The sequence below is a fragment of the Agrobacterium sp. MS2 genome (assembly GCF_003261015.1).
Lineage (GTDB): Bacteria > Pseudomonadota > Alphaproteobacteria > Rhizobiales > Rhizobiaceae > Agrobacterium > Agrobacterium pusense.
Genome location: NZ_QLNF01000013.1, coordinates 36,712 through 58,708, shown reverse-complemented (window position 1 = coordinate 58,708; position 21,997 = coordinate 36,712). Strand labels below are relative to the sequence as shown.

Genomic DNA, 21,997 nt, shown 5'->3' with positions numbered 1-21,997 from the left:
CCAGTTTCCACCGTTAATCCCGCAAGGGTCTGTCCCGCAAAAGCATGGCGGTCGTTTTGCCGCCGTCAGGGAACGCCTCTCGTTGCGGGATCGCTGCACCGATTTCTCGTTAAGGCGGCGGCTTTCGGAAAACCGCGTTACACTTTTCCGCCTGATGCCCTATAGTTGTATTCATGCTCGCTCTCATCATCGCCTATTGGCCGCATATTCTTGCCGTTCTCTCCGTTTTGATGGGAACCGTGGCGGCCGTGCACGCCACCATGACGAAGGAAGAAGTTCGCTCGGCACTGGGCTGGGTCGGCGTCATCGTGCTGTCGCCCATCGTCGGTGCGGTCATCTATGCCATTGCCGGCATCAACCGCATCCGCCGGTCCAACATTACCCAGCAGCGGTCCTTCATGCAGGACGAGATCATGGACCGCGTGGCCCGTTTCGACGCTGGCGGTGAGCTGGTAGCCGAGCGGTTCGGCCGCCGTTTCGCGGCGATGAAGGTACTGGGTGACCGGGTGACCCGCCATGCACTGACGACTGGCAACAGCATCGAACCCATCGCCACGGGTGACGCCGCCTATGCGGCGATGCTGGAAGCGATCGAGCAGGCGAAACGGTCGATCATCCTCGAAACATATATTTTCGATAATGACCGGATCGGCGCCCGCTTCGTTTCCGCCCTCCAGCGGGCAAAACAGCGCGGCGTGGAGGTGAGGGTGCTCATCGATGCCGTGGGCGCGCGTTATTCGGTTCCGAGCATCCTGCCGACGCTGCGGGAGAGGGGCATCGTCGCCAACGTCTTCAACGGTAACGTCATCATGGGTCTGCGGCTGCCCTACGCCAATCTGCGCACCCACCGCAAGATTCTCGTGGTAGACGGGCGTGTCGCCTTTAGTGGCGGCATGAACATACGCGAGGGTTTTACCGAGGAATTCGGCCAGGGAAGACAATCGCACGACACGCATTTCAAGATCAGCGGACCGGTGGTAGCGGATTTTTTCTCCATTGCGGCGGAAGACTGGCGTTTCACGACAAAGGAACTTCTGGATACGCCGGTCTGGGATATCGCTATTCCCGAAGGCGTGCCGGGCTCGCAGATCGTTGCCCGCGTTTGCTCCTCCGGGCCGGACAAAAGCATCGAGACCAATCACAAGATGCTGACCGGCGCTTTTTCCATCGCAAGGTCGTCGATTCTCATCATGTCGCCCTATTTTCTCCCGGATCGGGAGCTTATTTCGGCGCTGATTACGGCGGCGCGACGCGGCGTCGTCGTTGATATCGTCGTGCCGAAAAGCAATAATCTGGTGCTTGTCGACAGGGCGATGACGGCGCAGTTCGATCAGATGTTGCGCAACTATTGCCGGATATGGAGGGCGACGGGAGCGTTCAATCATTCGAAGATGCTGGTGATCGACGGACGGTGGAGCTACATCGGTTCGTCCAATCTCGATCCCCGCTCTTTGCGTCTGAATTTCGAGATCGATCTGGAGGTTATGGACGAAGCGTTCGGACAGGCCATCACGCAGACGATCTCGACGGCGCGCGACGCCGCAATACCTGTAAGACTGAGCGAACTGAAAGCGCGTCCGTTCGTTGTTCGTTTTGTGGAACGGGTACTGTGGCTGGCCTCGCCCTATCTTTGAGCGGAGATGACGTGTGAAAAAAGACGGCGTGCTGGAAAACGAAAAAGCGGTACTGGCGCGGAATACCAGCCTGCCGGCCTTTGTGATGGACTCGCTGCGCAATCACCGTCAGCGGCAGAATGCCAAGCCTGCGGAAAAGGCGCATGATTTTCCCGTTATCGCCTCCTACAACGTGCATAAATGCGTGGGCCGGGACCGCAAGTTCGATCCTGATCGCACCAGTCGCGTGATTCAGGAAATCGGGGCGGATATCATTGCGCTGCAAGAGGCCGACAGCCGCTTCGGCGAACGCACCGGGCTGCTCGATCTCGCCCGGCTGGAAAGGGAAAGCGGCCTTGTCCCCGTGCCTGTGCAGGTCGGGGTGAAGGCGCATGGGTGGCATGGCAATGTCGTCCTGTTCAAGGAGGGCGCGGTCAGGGAGGTTCATACCCTGAAGCTGCCCGGGCTTGAGCCGCGTGGCGCGCTCGTTGTCGAACTGGATCTGAAGCGCGGCGGCACCCTGCGGGTCATTGCCGCTCACTTCGGGCTGCTGCGGCATTCCCGTGCCCAGCAGGCGAAGGCTCTGATCGGCCTTCTTGAAGCGAGGGATGAATGCCCGACCATTCTCATGGGAGACCTGAATGAATGGCGCCTCGGCAATGGTTCATCACTCAATACGTTTCGCGATGCTTTCGGCGCTTTGCCGCCAGCCGTACCCAGTTTTCCGTCCAACCTGCCGGTGCTGGCTCTGGACCGGATCATCGCCAATCGTGAAGGGCTGATCGAGCAGGTCGAAGCGCATGACAGCGCACTGGCGCGTATCGCTTCGGATCATCTGCCGCTGAAAGCCGCGGTGCGGACCGACCTGCTTCCGGCCTGATCTTGCAGCGGCGTGCCCAGGAAAGCTGCCGCAACAATCTCAGGAGGCCGGCTTAAACCCGTTGCGCCGCTGTCACGTGGCTGCGTGAGCGCGCTTCCAGCAAGGATGTGCGAATGGCTTCCATCAACCGCTCACGATTGTTTCTGGTCTTGCCTCTATCGAGATTTTGCGCGGAAAGCGCGAGATCAAGACCCTCATGCATCACTATCGAATAGGCAACGGTGGTCGCCCAGTTCTCGTAATCCTGCTCCATCATGTCGCCCCTGAACTAAATCATTTAGTCCGAATCACCCTGTTCTTGGAAAGTAACACAAAATACAAAGCATAAAATATCATTGTTTCTTCCTCTGCGTGCAGTCACCAACATCTATATTGACTTTTGCCAATTGTGGTGCGGCCGGAACGCGGCCTGTATTACCGTTAAGCACTTGAAACTGATTCAATTTCAGAAGAGGCGCATACACATCTTTCCATATAAAACGCCGCGCATCTCGGGATGCGCGGCGGGCTTGCGTCGAAGGTTGCGGTGGATAGGTGTCGGTCTCAGCCGGCCTTTTCGAGCTTGTAGTCCGAATTGGCCGGTTCTTCCTGCTTGTGCTGGATGAGCGGACGGTTGCCCGCCAGCTTGCGCACCAGCACATAGAAGACCGGAGTCATGAAGATGCCGAAGAACGTCACGCCGATCATGCCGGAGAAGACCGCGACACCCATGGCGGCGCGCATTTCCGCACCGGCACCTGTCGAGACGACCAGCGGCACCACGCCCATGATGAAGGCGAGCGAAGTCATCAGGATCGGGCGCAGGCGAAGCCGGCTTGCCTCGATGGCCGCCTGAAGCGGCGTTCGTCCCTCGAATTCCAGTTCCCGGGCGAATTCCACGATCAGGATCGCGTTTTTCGCCGAGAGACCGACAAGGACGACAAGGCCGATCTGCGTAAAGATGTTGTTATCCCCTCCCGTCAGCCAGACGCCCGTGAGGGCTGCGAGCACGCCGAGCGGGACGATCAGGATGATCGCGATCGGCAGGGTCAGGCTTTCATATTGCGCAGCGAGCACGAGATAGACGAGCAGCAGCGCCAGCGGGAAAACCACGATGCTGGAATTGCCGGCGAGAATCTGCTGATAGGTCAAATCCGTCCATTCGTAATCGACGCCCGCGGGCAGGGTTTCGGCGAGGATCTTTTCGATCGCGGCCTGTGCCTGACCCGAAGAGAAGCCCGGTGCCGGTCCGCCGTTGATATCGGCCGCAAGGAAGCCGTTATAACGGTTGGTGCGCTCCGGTCCGGTCGTCGCATTCACCTTCAGGAGCGTCGACAGCGGGATCATCTGACCCGTTGCCGAGCGAACCTTCAGGCGGCCAATATCTTCGGCGTGGGCGCGGAACTGTGAATCCGCCTGCACACGGACGCTGTATGTGCGACCGAAGGCGTTGAAGTCATTGACATAGAGCGAGCCGAGATAGATCTGCAGCGTCTGGAAGACGTCGCTGACGGAGACGCCCAGCTGTTCCGCCTTGGCGCGGTCGAGATCGGCGAAGAGCTGCGGCACGTTGATCTGGTAGCTGGAGAAAATGCCTGCCAGCTCCGGCGTCTGATATGCCTTGGCGATAACGGCTTTCGCCGCTTCGTCCAGCGTCTGGTAGCCGTAACCGGCGCGGTCTTCGATCTGCAGCTTGAAGCCGCCTGTCTGGCCGAGACCGTTGACCGGCGGCGGCGGGAACATGGCGATGAAGGCGTCCTGAATGCCGGCATATTTCTGGTTCAGCTGCATGGCGATGGCGCCACCTGACAGTTCCGGTGTCTTGCGCTTTTCGAAGTCGTCGAGAACCGCAAAAACGATGCCGGAATTGGAACCGATGGTGAAGCCGTTGATCGACAGGCCGGGGAAGGCGATGGCGTGGCTGACACCGGGCGTTTCCATGGCGATCTCGCTCATCCGCTTGATCACGCTTTCGGTACGGTCGAGCGTTGCGCCATCAGGAAGCTGCGCGAAACCGATGAGGTACTGCTTGTCCTGCGCCGGCACGAAGCCGCTCGGAACTGTCGTAAACATGCCATAGGTGGCGGCCACCAGCGCCATGTAGACGATCATGACGAGGCTCTTGCGCGTCACCAGCCCGCCGACGGTCTTGCCGTAGCCGTTCGAGGCCGCGCCGAAGGCACGGTTGAAGCCGCGGAAGAACCAGCCGAGGATCTTGTCCATGAAGCGGGTGAGCCAGTCCTTCGGTGCGCCATGTTCCTTCAGCAGCAGGGCCGCAAGCGCGGGTGACAGCGTCAGCGAGTTGATGGCCGAAATGACGGTGGAGATGGCAATCGTCAGCGCGAACTGCCGGTAGAACTGGCCGGAGAGGCCGGAGATGAAGGCGAGCGGCACGAAGACGGCGACCAGTACCAGCGCAATGGCGATGATCGGACCGGAGACTTCGCGCATCGCCTTATAGGTGGCGTCACGCGGTGAGAGCCCGTTTTCGATATTTCGCTCGACGTTTTCGACGACCACGATCGCGTCATCCACCACGATGCCGATGGCGAGCACAAGGCCGAACAGCGTCAACGCGTTGATGGAGAAGCCGAAGGCATACATGACGGCGAAGGTGCCGATGATCGAGACCGGAACGGCGATCAGCGGAATGATCGAGGCGCGCCACGTCTGCAGGAAGAGGATGACGACAAGCACCACGAGGCCAACGGCCTCGAGGAGTGTATCGACAACCTTCTCGATGGAGGAGCGCACGAATTTCGTCGTATCGTAGACGATCTCGTATTTCACGCCATCGGGCATCGCCAATTGCAGATTATCCATGGTGGCGCGGACATTGTCGGCGATTTCGATGGCGTTGGAGCCGGGCGCCTGGAGGACGGCGACGGCCACGGCCGGCTCACCATCGAGCAGAGAACGCAGCGTGTAATCGGCTGCACCGAGTTCGATGCGCGCGACATCGCGCAGGCGAGTGATTTCACCGTTTGCGCCGCTCTTGACGATGATGTTGCCGAATTCTTCCGGCGTCGTCAGACGGCCCTGGGCATTGACGTTGAGCTGCAGGTCGACACCGTTCGGGCTTGGTGAAGCGCCGATGACGCCGGCCGCGGCCTGCACGTTCTGCTGGCGGATGGCGTCGGAGACGTCGCTGGCGGCGAGATCATGCTCGGCCACCTTCTGCGGATCGAGCCAGACGCGCATGGAATAGTCACCCGCGCCGAAGACCTGCACCTGACCCACGCCTTCGATGCGGGCGAGACGGTCCTTGACGTTCAGCGTCGCATAGTTGCGCAGATAGGTGATGTCATAGGCGTCGGTCTTGGAGACAAGGTTGACGACCATGATGAAGTCGGGCGAGCTCTTGACCGTGGTGATGCCGAGCGCGCGCACTTCCGCCGGCAGGCGCGGTTCGGCCTGCGAGACGCGGTTCTGCACAAGCTGCTGGGCCTTATCAGGATCGGTGCCGAGCTTGAAGGTGACGGTGAGCGTCAGCACGCCGTCCGACGTCGCCTGGCTGCCCATGTAGAGCATGTCTTCGACACCGTTGATCTGTTCTTCGAGCGGTGTCGCGACGGTTTCAGCGATAACGGTCGGGTTCGCACCGGGATAGGTGGCGCGCACGACGACGGATGGCGGAACGACTTCGGGATATTCCGAAATCGGCAGGGCGCGCATGCCAAGAAGGCCTGCCACCACAATCAGGATCGACAAGACGCCGGCAAATACCGGCCGGTCGACAAAAAATCTGGAAATATTCATATCCAGTCCCTCTCCGGGTATATTTTGGAATGCGAAGGCCGCTCCGGCGGCAATTCTGCCGCCGGTGAAGGCCGGTTCTGTCTGAATGCGCGTCTCGCGAAAGCGCGGGACGCTTACTGATCAAAGAGATGGATTACTGCGAGGCAGCAACCTTATCTTCCGCCTGAGGTGCGATGGTTGCGCCGGGACGGATGCGCTGCAGGCCGTTGACGACGATCGTATCACCGGCAGCAAGGCCGCTTTCGATGATGCGCTGGCCATCGGCCGGCGCGCCCGGCTTGATCTGGCGGTAGCTCACCTTGTTTTCGGCATCGACCACGAAGACGAAGCGCTTGTCCTGATCCGTGCCGATGGCGCGATCGCTGATGACGATGCGGTTTTCCGGCTTCGGTTCGCCCATGCGCACCCGCACGAACTGGCCGGGGATCAACCTGCCATCGGGATTGTCGAAGACGGCGCGCACACCGATGGTGCCGCTTGCCGAATCCACCTGATTGTCGATCAGGTGCAGCGTACCCTTGATCGGCGTGCCTTCATCCGAAAGCGTGCCGATTTCCACTGGGATCTGTTCGAGAGCCGGCAGGGCGCCATCGGTCTTCGGCAGCTCGGCAAGAGCCTTGGCCACCACGCCTTCGCTGGCGTTGAAGCTCGCATAGATCGGGTTGACCGACACGAGGGTCGTCAGTGCCGGCGAGGTGGAACCGGCGGCGACGAGGTTGCCGGCGGTGATTTCGATGCGGCCGACGCGGCCTGAAACAGGTGCGCGGATTTCGGTGTAACCGAGATCGAGTTGCGCCGTGGTGAGTGCTGCGCGGGCGGCGCGAAGCTGGGCTTCGGCATCCGCAAACGAGCTCTGGCGCTGGTCGAGATCGCTCTGCGAGATGGTGCGGTTGTCGGAAAGCCGGCGGCCACGGTCGAGTTCCGTTTTCGCAAGGCTGACCTTGGCTTCGGCGGACGCAACCTGTCCTTCAGCGCCGGCAACGGCGGCCTGATAGGGGGCCGGATCGATGGTGAAGAGGGGATCGCCTTCCTTCACCAGCGCGCCTTCGCGAAAATGCACAGCCTTGATCTGGCCGGCGACGCGGGAGCGGATCTGCACCCGGTCAACGGCTTCCAGACGGCCGGAAAATTCCTCCCAGCGCATCACGTCGCGGCTTTCAACCTTGGCAACGGTGACAGGGATCGCTGGTGTTTCAGCAGGCGTGGAAGCGGCCGTTGCATCGCGACTGGTGGGGAGGTCGAAAAACAGTGCTGCTGCTGCAACGGACATGGCAAGCCCGATACCGGCGCCCGTCAGGGCCCGGCGCTTTGTGTTCAGCGTCATGGGTATCTCCTTCGCCCCCGATCGGGAGCAGGTCGTTCATCTATTTTACTTCGTCGCATGATCCGGACGTAAAACCGCTACGCACTTTTACTGGACATGCTCAAAATGCGAAATTTCAGTGGTTTAACTGGTCAACGAAAGTCTTGAACTCCGAACAGACGGATGAGACCCATCCGCCGCCCTCTCCTTGATAAAGCCCCGTCCAGCCGACGCCGGCGGGGAAAACATGCTGCCTAACGCTAACGCCTGAGGCGATGAGGCGGTCTCCGTAATTGACCGTTTCGTCGCGCAGAGGGTCGTCCTCGGCGGTAAAGATCAGCGCCGGCGCCACCCGGTTCAGCCGCGTGCACTGGCAGGGTGCGGCATAGGGGTGAAAAAACCCGCACGCCTTGGCAAGGTAATGGCTCCAGCCATCCGCCCAGCGCTGGCGCATGCCGATCCTGTCCGCGTCGCGGAAGGATTCCGTCGTCATCATCGGATCGATCATGGGCGACAGAAGTATCTGACCGGCAAGTTTGCCCGGCATGCGGTCACGGGCCTTCAAGGCAAGCCCCGCCGCCACATTGCCGCCTGCCTCTTCGCCGGCCACGAACAGCAGCGATTTCGCGCCGCCATAATGCTTTCGATCCCGGCTCAGGCGATCGAGCGCTTCGTAAGCGCAGTCGATAACCATCGGAAATTCGTTGCCGGACGGCCTGCTGTAATCGGCCTCCACGACCACCGCGCCGCTTTCTGCAAGCGCGCGCGCGACCGGAAGTTCCGGGCAATTGCCGCCCGGCTCCAGGCCGGGTTCCAGAAACGAACCGCCGCGCAGATAAAGTACGACGGGCGGTTGGCTGCACAGGCTCGAACCTTCATATCGGCGCACGGAAAGCTGGGACGCGAAGCCCCCACAGCTTTTGATATTCTCCCAGTGCGCGTTCATCTGATCCGGTCCCGTTGCACCACCTTGAGCAGTGCATCACATTTGCAAAATCTGAAATTTATATTATTGTTCGGAGAAAAACGATCAAGTATGCCAAAATGAAAACACTATTCCAAAAATACGGATAATCTCATCATGGATCAGCTCTCCGCCATGCGGGTTTTTACGCGTGTCGTGGAAACCGGCAATTTCAGCCGCGCCGCGACAGCGCTGAACATGCCGAAAACCACGGTCACCAATATGGTCCAGGCGCTCGAGGCGCATTTGCAGACCACGCTTCTCAACCGCACGACGCGGCGAGTGATGCTGACAACGGACGGCGCTCTCTATTATGAGCGTGCATCGCAGATTTTATCGGAAATAGAAGAACTTGACGGCAGCATGTCCAGCGCGCAGGTGCAGCCATCCGGCCGGTTGCGCGTGGAAATGGCCGGTGTCTTTGCGGACCTTGTGGTTATCCCACATCTTTGCGAATTTTACCAGCGCTATCCGCAAATCCGTCTCGATCTCGGTGTCGGCGACCGTCTGGTCGATTATATCGCGGAAAATGTCGACTGCGCGCTACGCGTAGGCGTGTTGCGCGATCAGTCGCTGATTGCCCGAAAAGTAGGCGAACTCCGGTTCGAAACATTTGCGTCGCCTTCCTATATCGAAAATTTTGGCATGCCCCGAGAACCGGAGGACCTGGAGAAGGATCATCTGTCGGTGGGTTACCTCAATGCCACCACCGGGCAGATCATGCCGGCCTCCTTCGACAATGGCATACGCAGCGTCGAGCTGACGCCCAACTACGTCGTTTCCGTCAATGACAGCCGCACCTATCTTAATGCGGCGCTCGCCGGCATGGGCATCGTGCAGCTGCCGATCTTCATGGTGCGGGACGCCCTGTCGCGCGGAGAGCTGGTGCCGGTGCTTTCCGAATGGCGACGGGAGGCGATGCCGATCTATGTCGTCTATCCGCAGACCCGACATGTGACGAACAAGGTCCGCGTTTTTGTCGACTGGCTGGCAAAGCTGGTGCATGGGCTGGTGTGATAATCAGCGCCCGACCCTTGCGGCAAGGAAATCTATGAAGGCGCGCACGCGGGCTGCGAGATGCTCATGGCCGGCATAAACCGCGTGGATCACCTCCATGTCCTCGGCGCTATAGTCTTCCAGTACGGGAACGAGCAGGCCAGCCCTGATATCGGGTTCGACGTGGAATTCACCGACCCGACCGAGCCCAAGCCCCGCTAGGCAAAGCCTGCGCATGGCCATGCCGCTGTTGACGGAGGCATTGCCCGTGACTGGCAGGCGATAGACATCGGCAGAACCGGGGTCGCGGAACGGCCATTCATTGAGACTGCGACTGAAATTGAAGCTCAGGCAATTGTGCCGCGCCAGATCCTGCGGCGTTTCCGGCATGCCGTATTGTTCGATATAGGTGGGAGAGGCGACGATAACGCGGCGTACTTCCTTTAGCTTTCTTGCCTTCAGCGATGAATCGCCCATGGCGCCGGAGCGTATGGCAATGTCCGTGCGTTCCTCGATCAGGCTGATGACACCGTCAGTCAGCGAAATATCCAGCTCGATTTCCGGATAAAGCGACAGGAATTCCGGTGCAAGCGGCAGGAGATAACGTTCGCCGAAGCCCAGCGTCGCGTTGACCCGTAGCAGCCCGCGCGGCACCACCTTGCCGCCGCTCGCCACGATCTGCTCGGTCTCGGCTATGTCGGCGAGAATGCGTCGGGCCCGCGCCAGATAGACCTCGCCCTCCGGCGTAAGCGTTACGAGCCGGGTGGAGCGGGCCAGCAACCTGGTGCCGAGACGGTCTTCGATACGTGTGACAAGTTTGCTGACGGCCGAGGGCGAAAGCTTCAGCCTGCGCCCGGCGGCTGAAAAGCTGCCGAGTTCCGCCGCCGCCACGAAGACTTCCATCTCTCCGGCCCTGTTATCCATCGCGCATCACCTATGAAATCAATTCAAAGGTATTTATCCGGCTTTGCCGATTATCATGCAAGTCCCCTTTGCCCATATTGCGCTCATACAATTTGATCCAACCGGGCAGCCCCACGCTGTCCAGAAGGCCCGCGATCCAGCTGCGGGCGAAGAGGTATTCGTCATGCCATTGGCCATATTTGCCCTGACGATCGCGGCCTATGCGATCGGAACAACGGAGTTCGTCATTGTCGGTCTGCTGCCGACTGTCGCAAACGATCTCCATATCACCCTGCCGCTCGCCGGTCTCATCGTCAGTGTCTATGCACTGGGTGTGACCTTTGGTGCGCCGATCCTGACCGCATTGACCGGCAAGATAGAGAGGAAGCCGCTGCTGCTCGGCCTGATGGCCCTGTTCATCGTCGGTAACAGTCTCGCAGCACTTTCACCCAATTATGAGATGCTGCTGGTCGCCCGCGTCATTGCCGCCTTCGCCCATGGCGTCTTTTTCTCGGTCGGCTCCACCATCGCGGCCGATCTCGTGCCGGAAAACCGTCGCGCCTCGGCCATTGCCATGATGTTCATGGGCCTTACGGTCGCCATCGTCACCGGTGTTCCGCTCGGCACCTATATCGGCCAAGTCTTCGGCTGGCGCGCAACTTTCTGGGCCGTTGCTGCCCTTGGTGTCATTGCCTTCCTCGGCATTGCAGCGCTTCTCCCGAACACACTCAAGAAGGCGCCGCCCGCAAGCTTGCTCGATCAGGTCCGTGTTCTCGGCTCCGGCCGCCTGCTCATCGTTTTCGCCATGACCGCGCTTGGTTACGGCGGCACCTTCGTCGCCTTCACCTTCCTTGCGCCAATCCTGCAGGATGTGACCGGATTTTCGGAAAAGAGCGTCAGCCTGATCCTCGTGCTTTACGGTATCGCCATCGCGGCTGGCAACATCGGTGGCGGCCGGATCGCCAACCATAATCCGGCCAGGGCCCTCATTGGCCTCTTCCTGGCGCAGGCCATCGTGCTGCTCGTCTTTTCCTTCACCGCGGTTTCGCCGATGCTGACGCTCATCACGCTTGCCGCGCTTGGTTTCCTCTCCTTCGCCAATGTTCCCGGCCTGCAGCTTTATGTGGTGCAGCTTGCCAAGGAGCATCGTCCCGGCGCCGTCGATGTCGCTTCGGCGCTCAACATCGCCGCCTTCAATCTCGGCATCGCCATCGGCGCGTGGCTCGGCGGTCTGGTGGTGGAATCACCGTTGGGTCTTGGAGCCACACCCTGGGTTGGCGCCATCCTCGTCGCGGTTGCCCTGCTTCTGACCATCTGGAGCAGCGCGCTCGACCGCCGCGCCGCGCTGACGCTGAAAACTGCCTGAGCTTTTCATGAAATACCCGGCCGCTCCCAAGCCGGCCGGGCCACCTCAAAGGAGAAAATATATGTTTGATGTCACTGCAAACGGCGCGTCAATCCCGGCGCTTGGTTTCGGCACGTTTCGCATTCCCGGCCCCGATGTGCTGCGTATCGTTCCCCATGCGCTGAAGGCCGGGTTCCGCCATATCGATACCGCCCAGATCTATGGCAATGAAGCTGAGGTCGGTGAAGCCATTGCTGCTTCGGGCGTCGCGCGCGGCGAAGTGTTTCTCACCACCAAGGTCTGGGTCGAGAACTACAGGCACGATGCCTTCCTCGCCTCTGTCGATGAGAGCCTGAAAAAGCTGAAGACCGACCATGTGGACCTGCTGCTGCTGCACTGGCCGAACGAGGCGGTTTCGCTTGCCGAGCAGATCGGCGCGCTGAACGCGGTGAGGCAGGCCGGCAAGGTGCGCCATATCGGCGTTTCCAACTTCAGCACGGCGCTGATGGCCGAAGCGGTGAAGCTGTCCAATGCCCCGATCGTGACCAACCAGATCGAATACCACCCCTACATCGATCAGGATGTGGTTATCGCCGCCGCCGAAGCTGCGGGCATGTTGGTGACGGGTTATTACGGGATGGCCGATGGTAAAGTGTTTGACGATCCTGTGCTGAAGGAGATTGCCGCGGGCCGTGGCAAGTCGGTAGCACAGGTGGTTCTGCGCTGGCTCGTGCAGCAGCAGGGCGTCGTCGCACTGTCGAAAACGGTCAGCGAAGCGCGCGTCGAGGAAAATCTCGCCATCTTCGACTTCCAGCTTTCGGCAGATGAAATGGCGGCAATCCGTGCGCTTGCCAGACCGGATGGCCGCATCGTTTCGCCGGAAGGGCTTGCGCCCGTCTGGGACGAGGCCGCCTGACGATCAGGGCCGGGGAGAGAACTCTCTTCCCGGTTTCTTTGCGCGAGAAATTTTCGCGTATGGCGATGCGCCTCGCATCGGGCATGCCAGAGATTTATCGGCCTGTTCTGGAAATTTGGAGCGGGCGAAGGGATTTGAACCCTCGACCCCAACCTTGGCAAGGTTGTGCTCTACCCCTGAGCTACACCCGCTCAAATCCACCGGTCCGGGGTAGTATGCTGAACCGTGGGCCGCCGAAGCGGCGACGGGTGCTATATCGCTCAATCGTTTTTGGAATGCAACAGTTTCTTTTGCGGTTTCGGTGGAAATCCGCCCGCCTGCGAATTTATCTGCCTTTCCGGGAAGCGGCGGGCTCGGACGCCATGGATATTTGAGCGAAGATATTGTTTCATCTGGTTTTTATTGCCGTCTCACAATGGAGCGCCCAGATGCGGTGCCAGGAAATAATCTATTTACATTTGGTTAAAATCTGATTCGACAAGTGATTCGTTCGGGTGTACAAATTTCCTGTCCACGAAAAAAAGAAACGATACTTGGCATATCATCAGGAGGATGAGCCTTGTCGTATGCAGCTTTTGAACGGGTTGGCGCACAATTGTCGCCGGAGCAGATCACCGATCTGCAGAATATTTTCGATGGCGTATGTTTCGAGTGCCTTCAAGATCGCAGCAGCCACGTTGCCAACGAGTGCGCGGCGGTTCTTATCCGCAGCGCCCAGCGCGGCATTCTCGACCATGAGATGTTGCGGGACATCGGGCTTGCCGTTTTGCGGCGGCACTGATGCCTGAGAAGAAAAAAAGCGCCCGGATATCCGGGCGCTTTGTTTTTGAAGTGGGCGGATTTCCGCTCAGCTCTTTTCCTGCACATGCGCTTCGAGGAACCAGAGCGCCTTGTCGAGATCGCGCGAGGCGGCGGTGAAGATGTCGGCCGTCGTTGGGTCGCCCGCTTCATCGGAATCGTCTATGGCCTTGCGGATCATGTTGGCCACATCGCCATAACGTTCGATCAGGGCGTCCAGATGGTCATGGATCTTGTAGATGTCGGTCGGATAGGCCTTGAGCTTGGTTGTCGAGGAGACCGATTGCAGGCTGCCGAGCGCCGTGCCGCCAAGCTGGACCACACGTTCGGCAATCGTGTCGCCATGATTGTCGAGCTGGGTGCGGAACGTATCGAGAAGTTCATGCACGGCGATGAATTGCGGGCCTTTCAGGTTCCAGTGCGCCTGTTTGGTGATGAGCGCAAGGTCGATCACCGAAGCCAGCGATTCGTTTAGAATGCCGATAACGGTCGACTTGGCGTTTGAAGGCAGGTCGTTCTTCGTCTTGTGCGTCTTCATCGATGTCTCCTGAAGTTGCGGACGGAATGCCGCTTTGGAAAAGTCCGTCGATTAACGTGCGGGCCTGTGGCCCTGTTCCATGTTAGGCGACGGGACAGCAAAAATCCTGCACAATCATCATGTCATTCGTAAAACAGGCAGATGCGCCGGCCGTCTATCTCACTGACGCTGATCGGCATGTCATAGATTTCCTTGAGAATATCGGGACGGATGATCTCTTCCGCAGGACCCTGATGACAGATGCGGCCCTCGCGCATGGCGATGATGGTGTCGGAATACCAGGAGGCGAAGTTGATGTCGTGCAGAACCAGAACCACGGTCTTCTTCAGCTCGTCAGCCGCCTTGCGCATGATTTTCATAATGCTGGAGGCGTGTTTCATGTCGAGGTTGTTGAGCGGCTCGTCAAGCAGCACATAATCCGTATCCTGGCAAAGCACCATGGCCACGAAGGCGCGCTGGCGTTGGCCGCCGGACAGTTCGTCCAGAAACCGGTCGGCCAGATTTTCAAGGTGCAGATATTCAAGCGCCCGGTCGATATGGGCCTTGTCCTCGATGGTGGGGCGGCCCTTGGAGTAGGGGTAGCGGCCGAAGCCGACAAGGTCGCGCACGGTCAGGCGCGAGGAGATGTGATTGTCCTGCCGCAGGATGGAGAGCCGCTTCGCCAGCGTATCGGAGGGGGTTTTCGTGACATCCAGCCCGTCGACCGTGACGGTTCCCGTATCCATGGACATCAGCCTTGCGACGATGGACAGGAGCGTGGATTTACCCGCGCCGTTCGGCCCGATGATGGAGGTGACGCCGCCTGCCGGGATGGAAACCGAGACGCCGTCGATGACGACGCTGTCACCATAGGATTTGCTGATCTGACTGGCGATGATCATCGCGCACCTCGTTTCAGAATGAGACCGATAAAGACGATGCCGCCCAGAAATTCGATGATGATGGAGAGCGCCGTATCGAAGGCGAAAACCCGCTCCAGCACCACCTGACCGCCGACGAGACAGATCACGGCGATGAGGATCGCCGCAGGCAGCACATAGGCATGCTTGCCGTTGCCGGTGAGATAATGGGCGAGGGCCGCGACCAGCAGGCCGAAGAACATGACCGGGCCGACGAGCGCAGTGGAGACGGCGACAAGTACGGAGACCAGCACGAGGATGACGGTCACGGTGTACTTGTATTCTACCCCGAGGCTGATGGCCGTCGCGCGGCCGAGCGAGAGCACGTCGAGCGTGTGCATCAGGCGCAGCCCGATAATGGTGACCACGCCGATGATGATGGCGGAAACAGTGAGCAGCGTCGGATCGATGGAATTGAAACTGGCGAAAAGCACATCCTGCAGCACCGTGTATTCGTTCGGATCGAGGACCCGCTGCATGAAGCCCGAGAGGCTGCGGAAAAACACGCCGAAGACGATACCGACCAGGACGAGAAGATGCAGGCTGCGTTCCGCTCCGACAAAAAGCCAGCGATAGAGCAGGGCGGAAAAGGCGACGAGCAGCCCGGTTTCCACCAGAAATTTCAGTTGAGGATCGATCATCACGGCTGTTGCCGAGCCGAAGACGAAAATCAGCCCGGTCTGCATCAACACGTAGAGTGAATCGAAACCCATGACCGAAGGGGTGAGGATACGGTTGTTGGTAACCGTCTGGAACAGCACGGTGGAAACGGCGATGGCGTAGGCCACCAGCAAAAGCGACAGGAGCTTGATGCCGCGAAACGGCAGCACGAAACTCCAGCTTCCCCTGGCGCCGAGCGTCATGAAGGCGGTCATGGAAATAAGCGCCAGTGCGGCAAGCACAAGCAGAACGATTTTTGCGCGCCTGTCAGGGTTTCTCTCACGCATGGTTGCGTTTCCGCAGCAGGAGATAGAGGAACAGCGCGCTGCCGATGACGCCGACCACGGTTCCAATGGGTATTTCGTAAGGCGCGCGCACCGTCCGGCCGATGATGTCGCAGGAGAGCACAAAGACCGCGCCGAGCGTCGCCACCCATGGCACCGAGCGGCGCATATTGTCGCCGATCATCAGGCTCACGACATTCGGCACGATCAGGCCCAGGAAGGGGATCATGCCCACCGTCACCACCACGACAGCGCTGACCAGCGAAACGATGGTGAGGCCGAGCGCCATTACTCGGCGATAGTTGAGACCGAGATTGGTGGTGAAGTCCCGGCCCATGCCCGCCACGGTGAAGCGGTCGGCGGCGAGATAGGCGGCGATGGCGAAGAGAAAACCGATCCACAGCAACTCATAACGGCCGCGCAGTACGCCGGAAAAATCCCCCGTCATCCATGCCCCGAGCGATTGCAGCAGATCGAAGCGATAGGCGAAGAAGGTGGTGACGGCGGAAATGACGCCGCCAAGCATGATGCCGATCAGCGGCACCAGCAGCACGTCGCGCAGCGGCACCTGCCGCAGGATGCGCAGGAACAGCGCGGTGCCGGCGAGAGCAAAAGCTGCTGCCACCAGCATCTTGCCGAAGATCGGTGTATCCGGTGCCAAAAGGGTGACGGCGAGCAGGCCGAGGCCGGCGGATTCCGTCGTGCCTGCCGTGGAAGGTTCCACGAAGCGGTTTCGCACCAGCATCTGCATGATGAGGCCGGCAATCGCCATCGAGCTTCCCGCAAGGATCAGCGCGAGCGTGCGCGGAATACGGCTGACGAGCAGCACACGCAGCGCGTCTGCACTCGTGTCGGGTGCGAAAAGCGTTGCGAGCGAAACGTTGCTCACGCCGACGAACAGGCTGGTGATGGCGAGCACCAGGGCTAGCAACAGGACAAGGATGAGAGACAGGGATTTCACGTTGGCGGTTTTTCGTAAATGGTAAAAGCTCCCCGTAACCTGACAGGCTGCCGAAACAGGTGTCCGACCTCTCCTTGGTCATCTTCGGGCTTGACCCGAGGATCCACAACCTGACGCGCGATGGATCCTCGGGTCAAGCCCGAGGATGACGTCGAGTATGGAGCAGCCTTCAGAAGCGCATGCCTAGAGGCTTTTACGATTTCTTGTCAGAGACAGCCTCGTAGACCTGATCGAGCAGGGTGGTGAGCGCCGTATAACCGCTGCTGACGATATAGGCCGCCTGCGGGTCGAGGTAAACGATCTGCTTTTTCTTCCAGGCGTTGGTCTGGTGGACCAGTTCGTTATCCAGCACCTGCGCGGCCACCTTGCCGGGATCGGTGGCGCGGCCGATGCCGGCATCGCGGTCGATCACGAACAGCCATTCCGGATTGACCTCGGCCAGATATTCGAAGGAGACGACGTCGCCGCGGTCGAAACGGTCGTCGATGTCTTCGGCGACCGGCTTGAAGCCGATTTCGGTGTGCAGCCAGCCGGTGCGCGAGCCTGGGCCATAAACGCCGACCTTGCCGGCATTGGTGACGAGGATCATCGCCGTTCCGGAATTGGGGGCGATCTCTTTCAGCTTCGCCACCTTTTCATCGATGGCGGCATCGAGCTTCTTGGCTTCTTCCTGCTTGCCGAAGATATCGCCAAGCTTGGCGATGTTGGCTTTCACGCTGCCGATGAATTCCTTGGAATCCACCGACATGTCGATGGCCGGTGTGATCTTGGCAACATCCGGATATTTTGCCCGCGAACGGCCGCCAACGATGACGAGATCGGCCTCTGCCGCATTGATCGCCTCGTAATCGGGCTCAAACAGCGTGCCGACCTTCAGATATTTCCCGTCGGCATATTTCTGCAGATAGGTCGGCAGGTTGGAGCCGACGACGCCCGTCGGCTCGACGCCGAGTGCATCGAGATTGTCGAGCGAGGGAACATCAAGAACCAGAACCTTTTTCGGCGCGGCTTTCAGCACGGTCTCGCCCTGGGCGTGCTTGATCGTCATTTCCTCGGCGCTTGCGGTCATCGCGCCAAGACTGAAGGCCGCTGCCGCCAGCAGCCGAACGGGGAAGGTGAAGTTGATGGCCACGAATATGTCCCTTGCGAATGGTTCCGGACCGGCGGAAAGCTTTCCGTCCGGTTAACTTGATGTCCGTTATCAGCTTTATTGGCAAGGCGGGCGGAAATCAAAATTATGTTTTAGAATGGTTCTGAATTGCCGTGAGCGGGAAATGTGGGGGGCAGATGAAACATCTGCTCGAACCTCTTCCCCGTCATGCTCGGGCTTGACCCGAGTATCCCACTGCGTTGGTGGTGATCGGATCAAGTCCGAGGTGACGTTGAGGGGAAGGAAAGGCCGGCGTCACTTTGGTCGGTGCCTTTTACCCGTCTGTTTTACCCATCACGACCAACGTGACAGCCGCTGTCAATCCGGTGGCCAGTCGCCGACGATTTCGCGCCTCTCCAGTTTCAACGATCGGTCCGGCTGCACCCGGTAAGTCTCGATCGCCAGCCTTCCGTCGCCCATCACGAATTCGTTGCTGAGCGTACTGCCGACGGGGGACTTTGTCAGTTTGGTACGGGGCTGCCCGCCATAGGTGATACTGCCGGGAATGGGTTCCACATCGGGGGCGGCGGTAGTGCAACCGGTTAAAGCAAGGATGGTCAGGATTGCAAGGCTGCGCATGACAGGGTTCCTCAGAGGGTTTCATAAAATCTATGCCGCCCCCAACCTCGCCGCAATCCATAACGTTCCACAAAAAAAGCCCCGTATCCGGAGATACGGGGCCAGTTGCCTTGGGAGGTTCTTTGGTTCTCAATCCTCGTTGGCGGCAAGCTGCGTCAGCACCTCGCCACGGCCGCGGATACGCATGATGAGCGGAATGATGAAGGCGGCTGCCGCGACGATGAACAGGCCAACGGCAATCGGCGAGGTGAACAGCACGGTCGGGTCGCCCTGGCCGATGGCCAGTGCGCGGCGAAGCTGCTGTTCGGCGAGCGGGCCAAGGATGAGGCCGACAACCGCAGGCGCGATCGGATACCCGAAGATGCGCATGATGTAGCCGAGGATGCCGAAGGCGAGCAGCATGCCGAGTTCGAACACCGACGGGTTGGCGCCGATGGTGCCGAGCGTTGCGAACAGCAGGATGCCGGCGTAAAGCCAGGGCTTCGGAATGGTCAGCAGCTTCACCCAGAGACCGACGAGCGGCAGGTTGAGCACCAAGAGCATCAGGTTGGCGATGAAGAGGCTGGCGATCAGGCCCCAGACCAGCTGCGGATTGGTGGCAAACAGCAGGGGGCCGGGCTGCAGGCCGAACTGCTGGAAACCGGCGAGCATGATGGCCGCTGTTGCCGTCGTCGGCAGGCCGAGCGTCAGGAGCGGCACCAGCGTACCGGCAGCCGAGGCGTTGTTCGCCGCTTCCGGACCCGCAACGCCTTCAATCGCGCCGTTGCCGAATTCTTCCGGATATTTGGTCAGCTTCTTTTCGGTGGCATAGGACAGGAACGTGCCGATTTCAGCGCCGCCGGCAGGCATCGCGCCAATCGGGAAGCCGATCAGGGTGCCGCGCAGCCAAGCCTTCCACGAACGCGCCCAGTCCTGCGCGCTCATCCAGACCGAACCCTTGACGGCTTCGACCTTGTCGTCGCCGCTCTGGCCCTGCGCCACGATGAACAGGGTCTCGCCGATGGCGAACATGGCGACCGCAAGCGTCGTGACTTCCACGCCGTCGAGCAGGTCGGGGATGCCGAAGCTCATGCGGGTTTGGCCCGTCAGCTGGTCGATGCCGACGATGGCCAGCGCAAAGCCGATGAACAGCGAGGTGAGACCACGCAGCGCCGAATCGCCGAAGGCGGAGGAAACGGTGACGAAAGCCAGCACCATCAGCGCGAAATATTCGCGTGGGCCGAAGACCAGCGCCAGCTTGACGATGTAGGGGGCGACGAAGGCAAGCGCGATGGTGGCGATGAGACCGGCCACGAAGGAGCCGATGGCGGCGGTGGCAAGAGCCGGTCCGCCTCTGCCCTTGCGGGCCATCTTGTTGCCTTCTAGCGCGGTCACGATCGAGGCGCTTTCGCCCGGCGTGTTGAGCAGGATGGAGGTGGTCGAACCGCCATACATGCCGCCATAATAGATGCCGGCGAACATGATGAGCGAACCGGCAGCATCGAGCCGGTAAGTGACGGGCAGTAGCAGCGCGACGGTCAAGGCGGGGCCGATGCCGGGCAGAACGCCGACGGCGGTGCCGAGCGTCACGCCGATCAGCGCGTAGAGCAGGTTCATGGGTTGGGCAGCAACCTCAAGACCGTGCAGCAGGAATTCAAAGGTACTCATGGACAGATGTCCCCCTGTCGAGCGGAAGGGCGGGCGGAACGGCTGGCTTTGGCGTCAGTGCGCGCCGGCGGTTCCTGTGATCTCGAATATGGTTGGAATGGCTGTCAGAAGAACAGCCGTTCCAGAGGTCCGGCGGGCAGCGAAAGCTGCAGCAGCTGGGCAAAAACGATCCAGATGGCAAAACTCAGCACAATGCCGACCGGTATCGAGAACCAGAGCTTGCGTTTGCCGAAAGCGCGTGCCGTGAAGGCGAACAGCAGACCGGTGGCAATGGAAAAGCCGGCAACTGTCAGCAGCAGCATCTGGGCGGCAAGGCCGGCAATGACCCACACGACGGGGGCAATTTCCTGCCTGTCGCGCTCGGGAAAATCACCGCGCCAGGCCTCGACGGCCGTCCAGATCGCCAGTCCGACAAGACAGAAGGCGATGGCGTAGGGTACTGTTGCCGGGCCGACAGGGGAATAACCGGTGACGCTGGCAAGGCGGGCGCTATCCCAGAAGATGACGCTGGCAACGGCGACGAGGGCGACGGCGATGACCAGCGCCGCCCAGTCGGGGCGACGCTTTTGATCATGCGAAGGGTTGGAACCCTGGCTCATTTTACCAGTCCGATGTCTTTGAGGATGGTTTCGGTGGCGGCGGTGTCCTTGGCAAGCTGTTCCTTGAAGGCGTCACCGGCGAGATAGGTATCCATCCAGCCCTTTGTCTTCAGGGTTTCCTGCCACTTGGCGGATTTCACCAGCTTATCGACGTCGGCATTGATGGCCTTTTCCTGATCGGCGGAAATGCCGGGAGCGGCCGCAACCATGCGCCAGTTCTGAACCACGACATCGAGACCGCTTTCCTTCAGCGTCGGTGCGTCGACGCCCTCAAGACGGTTTTCGCTGGTGACGGCGAGAAGGCGCAGCGTGCCGGCCTTCACCTGGCCTTCGAATTCGCCATAGCCGGAAACGCCAGCGGTGACCTGCGAACCGAGGATCGAGGCAAGTGCTTCGCCGCCGCCGGAATAGGCGATGTAGTTGATCTTGGTCGGATCGACGCCGGCCGCCTTGGCAATCAGGCCAACGGCGATATGGTCGGTGCCGCCGGCAGAGCCGCCGCCCCAGGACACGCTGCCCGGGTCCTTCTTGAGCTGGTCGATGAGATCGCCGATGGTCTTCAGCGGCGAGGATGCCGGAACGACGATCGCTTCATATTCGCCGGTCAGGCGGGCGATCGGGGTTACTTCCTTCAGCGTCACGGGCGCATTGTTGGTGAGGATCGCGCCAACCATGACGTAACCGCCGACGATGAGGGCGTGCGGGTTACCCTTCTGCTGGCTGGCGAATTGCGCAAGACCGATGGTGCCGCCGGCGCCCGGTACGTTCTGCACCTGAACGCTCTTGGAAATGCCTTCTTCCTGCAGCACGCTCTGCAGCGAGCGCGCGGTCTGGTCCCAGCCGCCGCCGGGATTGGCCGGTGCGATGACGGTGTAATCTGCCGCAGCCGCCGGAAGCGCGATCATGCCCGCCAGAAATGTGCCGATAAGAAAATGTTTCACGTAGAAAACCCTCCTCAGGATGCCCTTTTTGGGCGTCGTTTTTCGTTTATGCGGAAGGGGCTTCAGGGCGCATCTGTGCCGACGCTGAGTACTCAACGCTGGGCCTTGGCAATCCTCAAGATTTCCTCCCGCATCTTCTTCCGCCTCCACGGAATGAAGAAGGATTGCAGAGCATCACAAAAAGCTGTCATCTAACTGACGCAACGCAAGTCCTTGCGCATTTACTCTCTATTAATTTGTGCCGGACGTCCACTGTGGCGTGTGGACGGCTTTGTTTTGCGCC

Annotated in this window: 20 protein-coding genes and 1 tRNA gene; 6 read left to right on the top strand and 15 right to left on the bottom strand. The window is 60.1% G+C overall.

What is annotated here, in order from left to right:
- Window positions 1–173: 173 nt before the first annotated feature.
- Both DOU54_RS07840 and DOU54_RS07835 read left to right on the top strand, forming a co-directional pair.
- Window positions 174–1,634 (top strand): phospholipase D-like domain-containing protein, encoded by a 1,461-nt coding sequence (locus DOU54_RS07840; protein ID WP_004443474.1) that lies wholly within the window; start codon window positions 174–176, stop codon window positions 1,632–1,634.
- 13 nt (window positions 1,635–1,647) lie between these two features.
- Window positions 1,648–2,493, top strand: coding sequence for an endonuclease/exonuclease/phosphatase family protein (locus DOU54_RS07835; RefSeq protein ID WP_022556842.1), 846 nt, complete (start codon window positions 1,648–1,650; stop codon window positions 2,491–2,493).
- Window positions 2,494–2,545: 52 nt separating this feature from the next.
- Here DOU54_RS07835 and DOU54_RS07830 read toward each other — a convergent pair whose 3' ends face one another.
- The 4 genes from DOU54_RS07830 to DOU54_RS07815 all read right to left on the bottom strand — a co-directional run bounded on the left by DOU54_RS07830 (window position 2,546) and on the right by DOU54_RS07815 (window position 8,480).
- Window positions 2,546–2,749 (bottom strand): hypothetical protein, encoded by a 204-nt coding sequence (locus DOU54_RS07830; RefSeq protein WP_004443472.1) that lies wholly within the window; start codon window positions 2,747–2,749, stop codon window positions 2,546–2,548.
- A 287-nt stretch (window positions 2,750–3,036) separates the two neighbouring features.
- Window positions 3,037–6,231 (bottom strand): efflux RND transporter permease subunit, encoded by a 3,195-nt coding sequence (locus tag DOU54_RS07825; protein WP_022556841.1) that lies wholly within the window; start codon window positions 6,229–6,231, stop codon window positions 3,037–3,039.
- A gap of 133 nt (window positions 6,232–6,364) precedes the next feature.
- Window positions 6,365–7,555: an efflux RND transporter periplasmic adaptor subunit gene (locus DOU54_RS07820; RefSeq protein ID WP_004443470.1), complete on the bottom strand. Its 1,191-nt coding sequence runs from the start codon at window positions 7,553–7,555 to the stop codon at window positions 6,365–6,367.
- A gap of 115 nt (window positions 7,556–7,670) precedes the next feature.
- A complete protein-coding gene (locus DOU54_RS07815; protein ID WP_004443469.1) occupies window positions 7,671–8,480 on the bottom strand; it encodes an alpha/beta hydrolase fold domain-containing protein in 810 nt (269 codons plus the stop codon).
- Between the two features lie 135 nt (window positions 8,481–8,615).
- Between DOU54_RS07815 and DOU54_RS07810 the strand changes: the two genes are divergently transcribed.
- The gene (locus DOU54_RS07810; RefSeq protein ID WP_004443468.1) at window positions 8,616–9,515 is read left to right on the top strand and encodes a LysR family transcriptional regulator; all 900 of its coding nucleotides are present in this window, start codon (window positions 8,616–8,618) and stop codon (window positions 9,513–9,515) included.
- Between the two features lie 3 nt (window positions 9,516–9,518).
- On the opposite strand, the gene DOU54_RS07805 is transcribed toward DOU54_RS07810, so the two are convergent.
- Window positions 9,519–10,418: a LysR family transcriptional regulator gene (locus tag DOU54_RS07805; protein ID WP_112765885.1), complete on the bottom strand. Its 900-nt coding sequence runs from the start codon at window positions 10,416–10,418 to the stop codon at window positions 9,519–9,521.
- Between the two features lie 163 nt (window positions 10,419–10,581).
- Between DOU54_RS07805 and DOU54_RS07800 the strand changes: the two genes are divergently transcribed.
- Entirely contained in the window at window positions 10,582–11,763 is a 1,182-nt protein-coding gene (locus DOU54_RS07800) for an MFS transporter (protein ID WP_113380814.1), read from the top strand.
- Between the two features lie 61 nt (window positions 11,764–11,824).
- The gene (locus DOU54_RS07795) at window positions 11,825–12,658 is read left to right on the top strand and encodes an aldo/keto reductase (RefSeq protein ID WP_113380789.1); all 834 of its coding nucleotides are present in this window, start codon (window positions 11,825–11,827) and stop codon (window positions 12,656–12,658) included.
- A 116-nt stretch (window positions 12,659–12,774) separates the two neighbouring features.
- Here the strand turns inward: DOU54_RS07795 and DOU54_RS07790 are convergent.
- Window positions 12,775–12,849: transfer RNA gene (locus DOU54_RS07790), tRNA-Gly, on the bottom strand.
- Window positions 12,850–13,217: 368 nt separating this feature from the next.
- Between DOU54_RS07790 and DOU54_RS07785 the strand changes: the two genes are divergently transcribed.
- Window positions 13,218–13,439, top strand: coding sequence for a hypothetical protein (locus DOU54_RS07785; protein ID WP_004443464.1), 222 nt, complete (start codon window positions 13,218–13,220; stop codon window positions 13,437–13,439).
- A 66-nt stretch (window positions 13,440–13,505) separates the two neighbouring features.
- Here DOU54_RS07785 and dps read toward each other — a convergent pair whose 3' ends face one another.
- The 9 genes from dps to DOU54_RS07740 form a co-directional block, all read right to left on the bottom strand.
- Window positions 13,506–13,994 (bottom strand): DNA starvation/stationary phase protection protein Dps, encoded by a 489-nt coding sequence (dps, locus tag DOU54_RS07780; protein WP_004443462.1) that lies wholly within the window; start codon window positions 13,992–13,994, stop codon window positions 13,506–13,508.
- A 122-nt stretch (window positions 13,995–14,116) separates the two neighbouring features.
- Window positions 14,117–14,875: an iron ABC transporter ATP-binding protein gene (locus tag DOU54_RS07775; RefSeq protein WP_113380788.1), complete on the bottom strand. Its 759-nt coding sequence runs from the start codon at window positions 14,873–14,875 to the stop codon at window positions 14,117–14,119.
- Window positions 14,872–15,840: an iron chelate uptake ABC transporter family permease subunit gene (locus DOU54_RS07770; protein ID WP_113731034.1), complete on the bottom strand. Its 969-nt coding sequence runs from the start codon at window positions 15,838–15,840 to the stop codon at window positions 14,872–14,874. Before DOU54_RS07770 ends, DOU54_RS07775 begins: the two co-directional genes overlap by 4 nt.
- Entirely contained in the window at window positions 15,833–16,798 is a 966-nt protein-coding gene (locus tag DOU54_RS07765) for an ABC transporter permease (protein WP_004443456.1), read from the bottom strand. The genes DOU54_RS07770 and DOU54_RS07765 overlap by 8 nt, the downstream gene beginning before the upstream one ends.
- Before the next feature lie 193 nt (window positions 16,799–16,991).
- A complete protein-coding gene (locus DOU54_RS07760) occupies window positions 16,992–17,930 on the bottom strand; it encodes a siderophore ABC transporter substrate-binding protein (protein WP_113380786.1) in 939 nt (312 codons plus the stop codon).
- A gap of 336 nt (window positions 17,931–18,266) precedes the next feature.
- Window positions 18,267–18,527 carry a hypothetical protein gene (locus tag DOU54_RS07755; RefSeq protein WP_004443453.1) on the bottom strand — a complete coding sequence of 87 codons (261 nt, stop codon included), beginning with the start codon at window positions 18,525–18,527 and terminating at the stop codon, window positions 18,267–18,269.
- Between the two features lie 129 nt (window positions 18,528–18,656).
- Complete coding sequence (locus DOU54_RS07750) at window positions 18,657–20,174, bottom strand: tripartite tricarboxylate transporter permease (RefSeq protein WP_004443452.1); 1,518 nt, start codon at window positions 20,172–20,174, stop codon at window positions 18,657–18,659.
- Between the two features lie 104 nt (window positions 20,175–20,278).
- Entirely contained in the window at window positions 20,279–20,773 is a 495-nt protein-coding gene (locus DOU54_RS07745; protein WP_035210454.1) for a tripartite tricarboxylate transporter TctB family protein, read from the bottom strand.
- Window positions 20,770–21,678 carry a Bug family tripartite tricarboxylate transporter substrate binding protein gene (locus DOU54_RS07740; protein WP_502695939.1) on the bottom strand — a complete coding sequence of 303 codons (909 nt, stop codon included), beginning with the start codon at window positions 21,676–21,678 and terminating at the stop codon, window positions 20,770–20,772. Before DOU54_RS07740 ends, DOU54_RS07745 begins: the two co-directional genes overlap by 4 nt.
- Between the last annotated feature and the right edge of the window lie 319 nt (window positions 21,679–21,997).

Excerpts from the sequence above, each read along its gene's own strand:
- DOU54_RS07740 (WP_502695939.1), bottom strand. The coding sequence starts at position 21,678 with ATGATCGCGCTTCCGGCGGCTGCGGCAGATTACACCGTCATCGCACCG.
- DOU54_RS07805 (WP_112765885.1), bottom strand. The coding sequence starts at position 10,418 with ATGGATAACAGGGCCGGAGAGATGGAAGTCTTCGTGGCGGCGGCGGAA.
- DOU54_RS07815 (WP_004443469.1), bottom strand. The coding sequence starts at position 8,480 with ATGAACGCGCACTGGGAGAATATCAAAAGCTGTGGGGGCTTCGCGTCC.
- DOU54_RS07820 (WP_004443470.1), bottom strand. The coding sequence starts at position 7,555 with ATGACGCTGAACACAAAGCGCCGGGCCCTGACGGGCGCCGGTATCGGG.
- DOU54_RS07775 (WP_113380788.1), bottom strand. The coding sequence starts at position 14,875 with ATGATCATCGCCAGTCAGATCAGCAAATCCTATGGTGACAGCGTCGTC.
- DOU54_RS07840 (WP_004443474.1), top strand. The coding sequence starts at position 174 with ATGCTCGCTCTCATCATCGCCTATTGGCCGCATATTCTTGCCGTTCTC.
- DOU54_RS07770 (WP_113731034.1), bottom strand. The coding sequence starts at position 15,840 with ATGCGTGAGAGAAACCCTGACAGGCGCGCAAAAATCGTTCTGCTTGTG.
- DOU54_RS07825 (WP_022556841.1), bottom strand. The coding sequence starts at position 6,231 with ATGAATATTTCCAGATTTTTTGTCGACCGGCCGGTATTTGCCGGCGTC.
- DOU54_RS07750 (WP_004443452.1), bottom strand. The coding sequence starts at position 20,174 with ATGAGTACCTTTGAATTCCTGCTGCACGGTCTTGAGGTTGCTGCCCAA.
- DOU54_RS07745 (WP_035210454.1), bottom strand. The coding sequence starts at position 20,773 with ATGAGCCAGGGTTCCAACCCTTCGCATGATCAAAAGCGTCGCCCCGAC.
- DOU54_RS07755 (WP_004443453.1), bottom strand. The coding sequence starts at position 18,527 with ATGCGCAGCCTTGCAATCCTGACCATCCTTGCTTTAACCGGTTGCACT.
- DOU54_RS07800 (WP_113380814.1), top strand. The coding sequence starts at position 10,582 with ATGCCATTGGCCATATTTGCCCTGACGATCGCGGCCTATGCGATCGGA.
- DOU54_RS07810 (WP_004443468.1), top strand. The coding sequence starts at position 8,616 with ATGGATCAGCTCTCCGCCATGCGGGTTTTTACGCGTGTCGTGGAAACC.
- DOU54_RS07795 (WP_113380789.1), top strand. The coding sequence starts at position 11,825 with ATGTTTGATGTCACTGCAAACGGCGCGTCAATCCCGGCGCTTGGTTTC.
- dps (WP_004443462.1), bottom strand. The coding sequence starts at position 13,994 with ATGAAGACGCACAAGACGAAGAACGACCTGCCTTCAAACGCCAAGTCG.
- DOU54_RS07830 (WP_004443472.1), bottom strand. The coding sequence starts at position 2,749 with ATGATGGAGCAGGATTACGAGAACTGGGCGACCACCGTTGCCTATTCG.